This window comes from Reichenbachiella ulvae, from assembly GCF_025833875.1.
GTDB lineage: Bacteria > Bacteroidota > Bacteroidia > Cytophagales > Cyclobacteriaceae > Reichenbachiella > Reichenbachiella ulvae.
This window is the reverse complement of record NZ_JAOYOD010000001.1, coordinates 2,514,654-2,528,119: the sequence shown is the minus strand read 5'-3', so window position 1 is coordinate 2,528,119 and position 13,466 is coordinate 2,514,654. Positions and strand designations below refer to the sequence as shown.

Below are 13,466 nucleotides of genomic sequence, written 5' to 3'. Positions count from 1 at the left end.
TCGTCCATTTGTCATCTCGACGTAGGATAGATCTAAATGAGTAACTGAGAAACTTTCTGAACGCATTAGATTCCTCCTTCGTCGGAATGACAGAACTGGTGAAGAATAAAGATAAGAATGACAGAAACAAGCATGAAAGTAGGACTAAAGGAAAAGATGGCTTATGGGCTGGGGGATTTTGCATCCTCCATGTTTTGGAAGCTCTTTTCAATGTTTTTATTGTTTTTCTATACCGACATTTTCGGTATTTCTGCAGCTGCGGTGGGGACTATGTTTCTAGTCACTCGTGTATGGGATGCGGCTAACGATCCTTTGATGGGGATCATTTCGGATCGGACGACTACCAGGTGGGGGAAGTTTCGTCCTTTCTTGCTCTTTGGAGCGATTCCATTTGGGATCGTAGGAGTACTGACTTTTTCTACGCCTGATCTGGATAGTACGGGCAAACTGATCTACGCCTATGTGACCTATACGCTGATGATGATGGCCTACACAGCGGTCAATGTGCCCTATGGATCATTATTAGCAGTGATGAGTAGTAAAAGCACCGAGCGTACTTCTTTAGCATCCTGGCGTTTCATCGGGGCTTATTCTGGTGGGATGTTGGTGACCTCAACTGCTACGGTGTTGGTAGCTTATTTCAGTGAAGGAACATCGGAGGCAAAAGGCTATCAGACCACAATTGCCATTTATGCAATAGTGGCGGCAGTACTTTTTATCCTGACAGCATTGGGTACGAAAGAGCGTTTGATTCCAACTAAAGAACAACAAGGGAGCCTTAAAGATGATCTGAAAGACTTGGGTAAAAACAAGCCCTGGTTTATCATGCTGGCTGCCAATATTTGTATTTTGATTTTCATGTCTCTTAGGGATGGCTCGATCATGTTTTACTTCAAGTATGTGGTAAAAGACCAAAGTTTGGACCTTCTTGGAACTACCTACGAATTGACAACAGCTGTACTATCTTCGGCTTATATGTCGATTTGGTTAGGCTCGAACATCATTGGAGTAGTTTTGGCTAAACCGATTTCAGCCCTATTAGGGAAGAAAAAGACCTTTGGATGGGCAGCGTTGATATCTGCAGGTTTAAGTGTTCTATTCTTCTTTTTAAGCCCTTCTCAGATTCTCATTATTTTTCTTCTCAATGTTTTAATAGGAATTAGTGCGGGTTTGGTCATGCCACTGGGGTGGTCCATGTATGCGGATATTGCTGACTACTCCGAATGGAAAACTGGCCGTAGAGCCACAGGGTTAGTTTTTTCTTCCTCATCCATGTCGCAGAAATTTGGCTGGACCTTAGGTGGCGCCTTGTCAGGATGGATTTTGGCAGCTTATGGATTTGAGGCCAATACAGATCAGACGGAACTGTCTCTGTTGGGTATCAAACTGATGTTTAGCGTTTATGCAGGTATTGGAGCCCTGGTTTCTTATCTGGCGATTCAGTTTTACAAACTGGATGAAGGCTTCATGAGACAAGTAGAGCAAGACTTGAAAGATGGAACCAAAACGGCTGTCGAATGATAGAGCGTCACTTCGACAGAGTAGATCAGGGTGTGAACCCTGAACTGCGACGAGAAGTCTGGAGCCCTGATGGCAGGATGTTTGTAAAATCTCAGAGCTGGCCGAAGCAGATTTCTCGTCGTATTCTTGCCCAAAGGGCAATTATACTCTGTCGAAATGACGAGAACCTTTTAAGCGAGGCAAATTCATAACAAGAAAGAAAATGAAAAAACTAAAAATACTTATACTACTACTTACCGCAGCTATTTCAGTTAGCGCACAAGGATTTGAACACTTCGTGACGGCCAAAGGCAACCAACTGATGGACGGAGACGAGCCGATGCGTTTCTTCTCCTGGAACATCCCGAACCTCAATTATGTGGAGGATGAAATGGAGTTTGGAAGAACCAATCCATACGACCTGCCAACAGAGTTTGAAATGCGAGATGCCTTCGAAACTGTCAAAAGAATGGGTGGAACGGTCATTCGCATCTACACCATACCGGTTAGAAATACGGACTTTCCAGAAGATGCCGTAACCTTCGTAGAAGCCCCAGGCGAATTCAACGAAGAGGCCTTCAAAGTCAACGACATGATGTTGGCATTGGCAAATGAGTATGAAATACGAATCATTTTTTCTTTATTGAACAACTGGCCCTGGATGGGAGGTAGGCCGAATTATGCGGCTTTTAGAGGAAAGGATAAAGATGAGTTTTGGACGGATAAGCAGTTGATCAAGGATTTTAAAAAGACTGTTGAATTCACGGTTAACCGAACTAATACCATCACAGGAGTGAAATACAAGGATGACAAATCCATTCTCTGTTGGGAGACGGGTAATGAACTAGAATCTCCTTACTCATGGACGAAAGAGATCGCTGCTTACGTCAAAAGGCTGGACAAGAATCATTTGTTCATGGATGGCTTTTTTGCGATCGATGGCAGAACAACTGTAATGAGAGAATCGCTGGCCGACCCGAATATCGATATCGTTTCATCTCATCACTACGAACCCAACCCAATCAAAATGATGAAGCATATTGACAACAACTTGAGAGTGGTCAAAGGTCAAAAGCCCTACATAGTAGGAGAGTTTGGCTTTGCTTCGACCAAGGGTATGGAAGCGGTGATGCAAAAAATCATGGCTGAAAAAGATATTGTGGGAGGATTAACATGGAGTATTCGTTACCACCATAGAGATGGAGGGTTTTACCATCACTCCGAGCCATTAGGCAATGGGATTTACAAGTCCTTCCACTATCCTGGCTTTCATTCGGGGTTGGTATATGACGAGAAGGATTTTTTGGATATGTACCGCCGATATGCTTTCGAGATTAGAGGAATGGAAGCGGGTGTAGACGAGGCACCTAATGCGCCAAAATTGCTAGAAATCGTAGAGTCACACGATATCCGTTGGCAGGGAAGTGCGGGAGCTTCAGGTTATCATGTACAACGCAGTGAATCCGCAGAAGGCCCATGGGAAGTAATTGGATACAATGTGTCTGATGCTGCGATTCAGACTTTTGCCAATTTCCACGATGAGTCTGCTGAATTGGGTAAATCTTATTATTACCAGGTTTTAGCTACTAATCAAGGTGGAGAATCTGAGCCTTCTAATGTGGTAGGGCCAGTGGTCTACGAGTACCAGGCGTTGGTTGACAATTGGGTAAATTACGGTAAGGCATTTGACTCAAAGGATATCGAATTGGTGACGGGAGATGATCGTTCCTTCAAGGAAATCACCTCTCGTGCGAAAGGAAAAAAGGGAAGCGAGATGCTCTATCATGTAGAAGGTGAGCTCGTAGGATTCAAGGTCTATGCTTTTGAAGAAAATCCAGATACATCGTCACTGAAGATTGAAATATCGGGTGATGGTGAGCGATGGAATGAAGCCGATACCCAAACTGAAGTTTACGCATCCAAAGAAAAGAACTATGCCTATCAGGTACCCAAGTTTTATCAGGTGTCTGAAGGTGAAAATATTCGCTACATCCGAATTAGTTTTCAAGATGTAGCACAAATTGCCAGAGTAGAACTTTTGTATAAATAACCGTTATGTCATCTCTACGGTAGGAGACCTGCCTGCCGGACAGGCTGGGATCTATTTGCGTCGCGTATTTTCATAACGCTTATAGATTCCTCCTATCGTCGGAATGACAACATAAAGATTAATTCAAGATGAGTAGATTATTCCGAGTATTATTGTTGATCCTGCTGACTAGCACTTTGCAAGCAGCAGACCTAAGGCTACCTCGATTGTTTGCGGATCACATGGTCTTTCAACGCAATCAGCCTACGAAAATCTGGGGCTGGGCAGCGCCAGGTCAAAAAATCACCATCACTTTTGACGGTCAAAAGACTAAGGTCAAGGCAGATGCTGAGGGTAATTTTGAGGCCTTTTTGGAAGGGAAAACAGCAGGTGGGCCCTATGAAATGACGATCAAAGGGGATACGACTTATCAATTCTCGGACATCCTGATTGGAGACGTATGGATCGCTGGCGGCCAGTCCAACATGGAGTGGAAACTGAGCTGGAATGTGAACAACTGGAAGGAAGAGGTCAAGGATGCTGAATATCCGAACGTTCGATTCTTTCAAGTACCAAACGTATTTGCAGCGACCCCACAAAAAGACATAGAAGAAGGGGAGTGGTTAATTGCCAATGAGGCAAATGTGGCTAATTTCTCTGCTGTGGCCTGGTTCTTTGCCAAGCGCAATCATCTGGAGAAGGACATTCCAGTAGGAATTATCGAGAGCCACTGGGGTGGCACACCCGCTGAGGCCTGGGCTTCTGCTGAGACATTGGCCAAAACACCTGGCTATGAAGAGGCAGCGAAGAAAATATTGAACCCAGAAGTGCCATGGGATGAATTTGAAAAAGAAAATGAAGCGAAAGACGCACGCAAATGGGAGCTCATGCGCGATTCGGTGGGCGCAGTGACCAGTGGAGCACAAGCTTTAGATTTTGATGACAGTAAGTGGGAAGAGTTGGATTTGCCATGTAACTGCAAAATGACTGATCTAGCCTGGCTGAGAAGAGAGGTGCAATTGTCACCAGATAGCGTTGAGAAAGTTCAGCTTTATATCAGCAATGTAGTGCAGGAGGCTTTTGTCTTCTTCAATGGAGAGCTCCTTTGGATGAAAAAATGGAATGACGCGATCCAGCCTTTGGATATCCCGACAGAGCTGATCAGAGAAGGTAAGAATGTGATCACTTACCGTGTGGCCAACTCCTGGGACAACAATGTCTATTTCGGTCGTCCGGGTGAAATGTGGCTAGATGTAGATGGGGAAAAGCTGTCTTTAGAGGGTGATTGGAGATATTCTAATGATATCGAAGACAAAATCCCTATGGCCGTGAAGATGTTCCAGTTGCCTACTTTTCTTTATAACGCCAAGATAGCTCCGATAGGAGGGTATACAGCCAGAGGGGCCATTTGGTATCAGGGCGAATCTAATGCAGATAAACCACAGTACTATCACGAGTTGTTTTCCAATGTGATCAAAGATTGGCGCGAGTTATGGGGCGAGGATTTTGCTTTCTTGTATGTGCAGTTGGCCAATTTTATGGAGAGAAAGGATCAGCCTACAGACAGCGATTGGGCCAGATTGAGGGAAGCGCAAACGGCGACCCTGGATCAGCCAAAAACAGGTATGGCTATCACCATAGATATAGGAGATGCCAATGATATTCACCCAAGGAATAAACAGGATGTGGGTAAACGACTTTGGTTGGTTGCAGAGAAGGTGTCTTATGGAAAGGATATAGTCTATTCAGGGCCTACACTGGCAGGTCATCAGTTTGCTAATGGTCGTGCCTATCTGACGTTTGAAAATGTTGGTGGAGGATTGAAGTCCTCAACAGATAAAATCAAAGGCTTTGCCATTGCAGGAGAAGACAAGAAGTTCTACTGGGCAAAAGAAGTATGGATCGATGGTACTGGGGTGGTTTTGGAGTCCCCAGAAGTCCCCAATCCTGTAGCAGTTCGCTATGCCTGGGGTGATAATCCTGAGGCGACTTTGTACAACGAAGAAGGTCTACCGGCGGTACCTTTCCGCACCGATGATTGGGAGCGCGTGTACTAATACAAAGGTGGCTTGATTATAAAAATTGATTGTAAGAATCTAGGATAAAGTATTAAGCATGAAGAGAATTTTAGTTTTAATAATAGCACTTGTATTTGCCTCCGGAGCAAATGCGCAAAAGTTTGAAGGACTAGCAGAGACGCCACCGATGGGCTGGAATAGCTGGAACAAGTTTGCCTGTGATGTAGATGAAAATCTGATCAAAGAAACCGCTGATGCTATGGTGGCTAGTGGGATGAAAGATGCTGGCTATGAGTATATCGTGATTGATGATTGTTGGCATGGTGAGCGTGATAGCTTAGGTTTCATTCACCCAGATCCAGAGCGTTTTCCGTCAGGGATCAAAGCTTTGGCTGACTACATTCACTCCAAAGGTCTGAAGTTCGGAATCTACTCTGATGCAGGATGGGAGACCTGCGGAGGCAGACCAGGTAGTCGCGGACGTGAGTATCAGGATGCGATGACCTATGCGAGCTGGGGTGTCGATTACCTCAAATATGATTGGTGTAACACAGAAGGCTTGAAAGCCGAAGGTGCCTATCTGACGATGAGAGATGCACTGTATGAAGCAGGACGTCCTATTGTTTTCAGCATTTGCGAGTGGGGAGACAATGATCCCTGGGAGTGGGCTGGGCCGATTGGTCACCTATGGAGAACGACTGGTGATATCTACAACTGCTTTGACTGTGAAGAGGATCACGGTACCTGGTCATCCTGGGGTGTACTACAGATCATCGACATGAGACCGGGTATCCGTACTGCTGCTGGTCCAGGTCACTGGAACGATCCAGACATGATGGAGGTAGGCAATGGCATGTCTGTTAGCGAAGATAGAGCACACTTTGCGCTTTGGGCGATACAGGCAGCTCCATTGATAGCTGGTAATGACATCAGAAACATGTCGCCTGAGACAGTCGAGATCCTGACCAACAAAGACGTGATCGCGATAGATCAGGATACTTTGGGTGTACAAGGGTACAAGCATATCGATGAAGAAGACTATGAAGTATGGGTGAAGCCATTGGCTGGTGGAGAAGTGGCAGTGCTTTTCCTCAACAGAACGGAAGACCCGATGGATATCACCTTCGATTGGAAAGCCAATAAAATGACAGATCCAGATTTTGGTCACAGCTATGACTATGCAGCTGATCAATACTCGATCTACAATGTACATACGCACAAAAAGTCAGGTACTACCAAAAAGGCGCTAAAGGCCACAATCCCTGGTCATGATGTGCTAATGTATCGATTGACGAAGAAATAATATCGACTACCAACCCTACGAGGGTTCCAAACCCTCGTAGGGTTATGTTTTACCGCCTGAATAAAAGACTACTACTATGATCAAGTTATCCCGAACTACAGCTTTACTATGCCTAAGCATTTGTGCTTTTTGGGTGAATGCACAGGACCCAATCACAACTGTAGAAGCTGAAAAAGGCTCATTCAACGGCGTCCAAAGCGCAACATCCAATTCCGGGTTTTCTGGAGAAGGCTATGTGACCGGATTCGACAACAAGAGCGATTATGTAGAAGTGCAAGTGGCGATTACCCAGGGGGATTTGTATCGATTGGAGATAGGTTATAGCTCGTCAGGTACTAAAACCCAGCAAATTTATATCAATGGTGATGGTCCTCATCCTATTGTTTTTGAATCTACGGGTTCAGGGGTTTGGTCATCCCAAAAGGCCGGTAGCTATCGATTCAATAGTGGTCGGAATACGATTAGGCTTCAGAGCGATTGGGGGTATATGGATGTCGATAATTTCGTCATCTATCCTATCGAAGAAAAGACGTATGACATAGCCACAACACCTGTTGATCCACAGGCGAATGACGATGCGGTGGCTTTGTATGATTTTATGCTGGAGCATTTTGGGAAGCGCGTGATTTCTGGGCAGACGAATGACAGGTATGATGAACTGGTAAGTGAAGCTGGCTATCGCCCGCTGATGAGAGTTTATGACCTCAAATCTTATACACAAGGCTACCCCTATGCCTGGGACAATGAGACAGCCAGCCACACCTTTGGCGCAGTGGACGATGGTCAGGTAGATGATGCGATCGCCTGGCACAAAGAGACAGGAGGAGTCGGTATCGTCAACTGGCAGTGGCACTGGCATTCGCCTAGTGATGGAGTGCCTGGGGAAAACACTTTTTGGACTGAAGAAACTGATTTTGATGTGCGTGAAGCTGTCAAAGAAGGCACTGAAGAATACAACCTAATTATAGAGGATATTGATGCTATTGCTGTTCAACTAAAGAAAATGAGTGATGCAGGAGTGCCGATCATCTGGCGGCCTCTACATGAGGCTGGTGGTGGCTGGTTTTGGTGGGGAGCGCATGGTCCTGAGCCATGTCTCAAACTTTGGGATATCGTTTACGATCGCTTGCAAAACCATCACGGCATACATAACCTGATCTGGTCATGGTCTACGCCAGAACACGACTGGTACCCGGGCAATGAAAAAGTGGATTTTATCGGGTATGATTCCTATCCAGGAGACATGAACTACGTCTCCCAAACCCAGATGTACAATCAGGTTTATGAAATCACTGAGGGTAAGAAAATGATCGCTATGACGGAAAATGGACCCATACCTGATCTGAAAACCTCTTTTAGTCTGGATGCCCCCTGGTCCATGTTCATGTGCTGGAGCGAACTGACCTTTTCTCAAAACTCTACCCAGCACTTACAAGAAATTTATGCTTATTGGAGGGTATTGGTCTTTGACAGTCAGTATAATTTGATTCTGAGAGAAGAGGAAGACGAAACGATAGAGCCGCAAGAGCCAGTGTTACACAGTCCATCAAACCTAGACATGCTGGTGATCTATCCTAACCCGGCTCGCGAGCAGGTCCAAATCAAAGGTCTTGAATATCAATCAGTCGCGCTTCATGATATGACGGGAAGGCAGGTGTTGGCTCAGCAGTCAACCACTCAGGCCATAGACATCAGCTGGTTGAACCCAGGTCAGTATTTGTTGTTGATAAGAACAGACCAGGCCATTGTCAGAAGACAGCTCATTATCAATCGATGATGGATCAGGCTGTGATCGACTAGCTATGATGTTTGTATTTTGATCTGCCTTGATTTAACTTCCAACGGCCAATCTACCTTGCTATTGACTTTCGGATGCAGCCAAAATGAATAGAATATTAGTTACAGTTTTTTTGATGGGATGTCTGGTGCAGTTAGCTATTGCTCAGCCTGAATCTATCTTAACCAAGAATGTATATTTCGAACAGCCTCAGTTCGAATTGGGACTCTCGCAGCGTTCGATCAATTCTGTGATTCAGGATCATGAAGGCTATCTATGGGTGGCCACCTGGTCAGGGCTGATCAAGTATGACGGCTATTCGACCGAGATCTACCGTGCAGATAATACCACTGAAGGTAAACTGAAGAGTAACAAGATTGGTAGAGTTTTTGAAAGTTCGGATTCTACACTTTGGGTGGCGACTCGTAGCGGAGGGCTGTTTCGCAAGGATGCCGGTAGTGAGTATTTTCATCAGTACACCTATACCGATGGTTGTGACAATTGTTTGAGCAATCCACATGTATGGGATATGGTCGAGGACAGTCATGGCAATCTATGGATAGCAACAGAAAATGGCCTCAATTTTCTGGATCGAAGTACCGAACAATTTACTTCATTCTTTTTCGATGAGTCAGACATAAGCACGCTCAGTAATAGCTTCATCACACGATTGATGATTGATCCTTATGACCGTCTCTGGGTTGGTACCGAGTATGGGCTGAATCTGTTGGAGAATATGGATCCAGAAAATGCAGAATTTAGACGAATAGAGGTACAAAACGTAAGTGCTAGCAACTATGTCTATGATATCGCTTTTGTAGAGAATGCGACTGGGCTTCAAGTGTTTTGGGGAACCAAAAATGGACTGAATCGCTATTCTAATGGGGAGATAGAAAGCTTTGTATTGGAGGGCAAACCTTCTTCATTCAGTGTTTTTAGATCAATGGAGGTGGTCTCTTCCAAGAATCCTTTTTTGCTTTTAGGCTCAGATATGGGGTTGAGTGTTTTTGATATCAACAACAAAAGCTTTGATAGATTCTTTGGTGATTTTGATCGGGATGTAAACCTGAGTCAAAACACGATTCAATCTATTACACTGGATCAGAGTGGAGTGCTCTGGGCGGGAACCTTAAAAGGAATCAATAAATATGATACTTACGATAACAACATTGGCTTAGTCAAAACCAAAACTTTTGATCCCACTAATAGCATCATGACAGCCATCAAGCAAGATGGAAAAGGGGATATTTGGATGAGTACCCTGGGTGGTGGTTTTTTTCATGTCAACTTAAAGGATGGGTTTGTTAATGATATTCAAAAGTTCGATTGGAGGATTCCTGGAGAATTGGGCTTTACCGATTACATACAAAAATTTGAGATTGATAGAAATGATCGATTTTGGGTCGGGACTGCGGGTTCTGGACTTTTCGTGTTTGATAGAAGCGCCATTGATAGGAATAGTAAGAAAATAATGTCTTACGATCAATATTTTATGGGTTCTGAGGCAGCTCTGAGCGATGATTATGTGATGTCGCTGTGTGAAGCCAAAGGTGGAGGTATGTGGGTAGGTACCTGGAGTAAAGGGCTCAACCTGGTAACCCCGGAAGGAGAGGTGCTGGTTTTTGATGATCAGCGATTATCACCTATTCCATTGGTGACTATTTATGAGGATCCTTTGGGCTATCTATGGATTGGTACTCGTGGCGATGGTTTGATTAGGATCAAGATTCAGAATCAAAAGATAGTAGAACATAAAGTCTATGAATTTAGTCTAGATGGTTCAACGCTCAGCAACAATTTTGTAAATGCTATCCATCAAGACACCAAAAATCGCCTTTGGATTGGGACCGAGGATGGGCTCAACCTATATGATGCGGTATCAGATCATTTTGTGTTGATCAACAATTCGCAATCGCAGCTACCCAAAGATGTGGTGGGTATCATCGAAGATGAAAAAGGCCAGCTTTGGCTGACTGGTGATGAAGGGGTGACAGTGATAGATCCTGACGAAAAAGACATGTATGTCAATCATTTTGACAAGGAGGATCGTGTGCAAGGAGGTTTTTTTTACAATGAGGTGACACTCAAAACCAACAATGGTGAATTGATGATGGGCGGGTCGAATGGTTTCAATGTGATCAATACGAACAATATTTACCAGAATCCCCATTTACCCATGGTAGCACTCAAGGAAGTAGTGGTGTCTGATAAAGTGGTGCAGCCTGGGGTGGAAGTCAATGGACGGATACTCATGGATCGTCCTTTAGGGATGATGGATCGTCTAGAGCTGAAATACTTTGAGAATAGCATTTCCTTTGAATTTGCTGCATTGCATTATGCCAACCCTATGAAGAACCGCTATGCTTTTCGTCTAGAGGGTTTTGACGAAGAGTGGCATTACACCGATGCTTCCAGACGCTTTGCCAAGTATACCAACTTGAACCCTGGAGAGTATACTTTCACCGTGCGCGCTTCGAACGACGATGGACTCTGGCAAGAAAGAGGGACAAGTCTGTCAGTAGTGATAGCTCCGCCCTGGTACAAAACCCAATGGGCTGTTTTTCTTTATGTTATCGCTTCAATGCTCTTCTTAGTGGCTTTCAGAAAGTTAATCCTAATGAGAACTGCTTACGAACATGATCTAAAATTTGAGAGATTAGAAAAGGAGAATAATGAGAAACTGAACAAATCTCGATTGCAGTTTTTTACCAATATATCTCACGAATTTCGGACCCCTCTTACGCTAATATTGGGCCTGCTAGAGCAACTGATGAACTCGGGTGATGCCAACATCAAAGTGCAAAAGCAACTTAAGCTGATCTCTCAAAATGCCAACAGGTTGCAGCGATTGATCAATCAATTGCTCGATTTCAGAAAGGCGGAAGCTGGCAGTTTGCAATTGAAAGTAGCAGAAGGGAACTTTTACAAGTTTGTGAAAGAGGTGAAGCTGAGCTTTGATAGTTTGGCAGGGCAGAAAGGAGTTGAGTTCAATCTGCTCACTTCATCCAATGTGATTCAAGTTTTCTTCGATAGGGATCAGTTCGAAAAGATTCTTTTCAATTTATTGTCCAATGCCTTCAAACATACCGAGAGTGGTGACTCAGTGAATATTGAAATTGCTGAATTGCCTGATAGCATCGTACTAAGCGTGAATGATACCGGTCAGGGTATCGCTGAAGAGGCGATTCATAAGGTCTTCGATCGTTTTTATTCTGGTGATCAGGAGTCTGGAACAGGCAGTGGAATTGGTCTGGCGCTCTGCAAAAGCCTGGTGGAACTGCATCATGGTCAAATTTCGGTCAAGAGTGAATTAGGGAAGGGGACGCGTTTTGAGGTGAAAATTCCAAAGGGCTCCGATCATTTTGACGAATCACAGCTAATCAAAGATTTTAAGGACAGTGAAAATATAGACCTTTACAAGGAAGTAGTGTTTTCGGAATCTGATGAGGTGGTACTCGAGGCAGGTCAAATAGACAAGCCAGTAGCAGAGCTAAAGCGCATCCTGCTAGTAGAAGACAATGATCAGGTAAGGGCATTCCTCAAGTCTTTGTTTCAATATGAATATGCGGTCTTCGAAGCAGAAAATGGGAAAGATGCTTTGGCTGTGGCCGAAGAGGAGGAGTTGGACTTGGTGATTTCGGATGTGATGATGCCCGTGATGGATGGTTTTTCCTTCTGTCAGAAGATGAAGAATAACCTGGCTACTTCTCATATACCGATCATTTTGTTGACAGCTCGTACTTCTTACATATACAATGTGGAAGGATTGGAAAAAGGTGCGGATGATTATCTAACCAAACCTTTTCACATCGAAGTGCTGAAGCTGAAAGTACGAAACCTGATTAGTGCCAGAGAGCAAAGCCGACAGATGGTACAGGATAAGACTCAACTGGTGCTGGAGCCAAAGATGGTGACTGTAACGAGTGCAGACGAGATCTTCCTAAAAAAGTGCATGGAGATCATTGAAAACAATATGGATAACTCGGAGTATTCTGTCGTTGAGTTTGGTAAGGAAGTAGGGTTGAGTCGCATGCAGCTCTATCGTAAGTTGAAAGCATTGACAGGTAAGTCACCCAATGAGTTCATCCGGATGATGCGCATCAAGCGTGCTGCTCAGCTCTTCGAGCATGGGGATATGAATGTGTCTGAAGTGACCTATCAGGTAGGGTTTACGGATCCGGCCTATTTCAGAAAGTGCTTTAAGGATGAGTTTGGAGAGACACCAACCAACTATATCAAGAGTAAGAAGAAATGAGCCTAGCTAAGGGTCTTGAGCCATTCGTCGATGGCCTGGTTCATTTTTTTGGAGCTTTCAGAATCGATGTTTAGCTGATCCTTGACTTCATCCATGGTTCTTAGCAATTTAAAATCAATATTGATGCTACTGCTGATGGGTTCGGCATAGGAGGTAATCACATCCATGTCATCTCTTTCGTCTTCGCCAAGTACAAAGCATAATTCCAGAGGGAAACTAGCGGGGACGGTTCGGATAAAATTGGAAGCAAAGCGAGCGGCCTCTCCAGGAGCCACCTTACTAAAATTGGCCAACCTGACATCACTGATGAGTTTTACTTGATCAAATTCACTGAAGTCCACCAAATACTTTTCCGATAACTCCAGAAATTCAGTGGTGAAATCTCCTCTGAATTTTTCTAAAATTATCGTGTTATCATCTGAGTGCCATTTGAAGTAATTCATGAAAGAATAAAATGCTGTCTAAACTTTGAAATTAGCATGTTTTTTTGATTTGCAAATAAGTTTTTCAAATCAATAACTGCAGGAGTGGAGCGTTGATTTGAAATGATTGATGCATTAGGATTCTAACTCGTTGATTTTCAG

General features: G+C 44.2%; 7 protein-coding genes. 6 read left to right on the top strand and 1 reads right to left on the bottom strand.

The window, feature by feature from the left end; translation table 11 throughout:
* Positions 1-132 precede the first annotated feature (132 nt).
* The 6 genes from N7U62_RS10055 (at position 133) to N7U62_RS10030 (ending at position 12,882) form a co-directional block, all read left to right on the top strand.
* Positions 133-1,521 (top strand): MFS transporter, encoded by a 1,389-nt coding sequence (locus N7U62_RS10055; RefSeq protein ID WP_264137835.1) that lies wholly within the window; start codon positions 133-135, stop codon positions 1,519-1,521.
* 202 nt (positions 1,522-1,723) lie between these two features.
* On the top strand, positions 1,724-3,550 hold the full coding sequence (locus tag N7U62_RS10050) for a glycoside hydrolase 5 family protein (protein ID WP_264137834.1): 1,827 nt from the start codon (positions 1,724-1,726) through the stop codon (positions 3,548-3,550).
* A gap of 128 nt (positions 3,551-3,678) precedes the next feature.
* A complete protein-coding gene (locus tag N7U62_RS10045; protein ID WP_264137833.1) occupies positions 3,679-5,586 on the top strand; it encodes a sialate O-acetylesterase in 1,908 nt (635 codons plus the stop codon).
* Between the two features lie 58 nt (positions 5,587-5,644).
* Entirely contained in the window at positions 5,645-6,850 is a 1,206-nt protein-coding gene (locus N7U62_RS10040; RefSeq protein WP_264137832.1) for a glycoside hydrolase family 27 protein, read from the top strand.
* 76 nt (positions 6,851-6,926) lie between these two features.
* The gene (locus tag N7U62_RS10035) at positions 6,927-8,627 is read left to right on the top strand and encodes a glycosyl hydrolase (RefSeq protein WP_264137831.1); all 1,701 of its coding nucleotides are present in this window, start codon (positions 6,927-6,929) and stop codon (positions 8,625-8,627) included.
* Between the two features lie 106 nt (positions 8,628-8,733).
* Positions 8,734-12,882, top strand: coding sequence for a hybrid sensor histidine kinase/response regulator transcription factor (locus tag N7U62_RS10030; protein ID WP_264137830.1), 4,149 nt, complete (start codon positions 8,734-8,736; stop codon positions 12,880-12,882).
* A gap of 2 nt (positions 12,883-12,884) precedes the next feature.
* On the opposite strand, the gene N7U62_RS10025 is transcribed toward N7U62_RS10030, so the two are convergent.
* A complete protein-coding gene (locus tag N7U62_RS10025) occupies positions 12,885-13,325 on the bottom strand; it encodes a hypothetical protein (protein ID WP_264137829.1) in 441 nt (146 codons plus the stop codon).
* Positions 13,326-13,466: the final 141 nt, after the last annotated feature.

What these genes read in the sequence shown, in the direction of transcription:
- N7U62_RS10055 (WP_264137835.1), top strand. Translation starts at nt 133, where the DNA reads ATGAAAGTAGGACTAAAGGAAAAGATGGCTTATGGGCTGGGGGATTTT.
- N7U62_RS10050 (WP_264137834.1), top strand. Translation starts at nt 1,724, where the DNA reads ATGAAAAAACTAAAAATACTTATACTACTACTTACCGCAGCTATTTCA.
- N7U62_RS10045 (WP_264137833.1), top strand. Translation starts at nt 3,679, where the DNA reads ATGAGTAGATTATTCCGAGTATTATTGTTGATCCTGCTGACTAGCACT.
- N7U62_RS10040 (WP_264137832.1), top strand. Translation starts at nt 5,645, where the DNA reads ATGAAGAGAATTTTAGTTTTAATAATAGCACTTGTATTTGCCTCCGGA.
- N7U62_RS10035 (WP_264137831.1), top strand. Translation starts at nt 6,927, where the DNA reads ATGATCAAGTTATCCCGAACTACAGCTTTACTATGCCTAAGCATTTGT.
- N7U62_RS10030 (WP_264137830.1), top strand. Translation starts at nt 8,734, where the DNA reads ATGAATAGAATATTAGTTACAGTTTTTTTGATGGGATGTCTGGTGCAG.
- N7U62_RS10025 (WP_264137829.1), bottom strand. Translation starts at nt 13,325, where the DNA reads ATGAATTACTTCAAATGGCACTCAGATGATAACACGATAATTTTAGAA.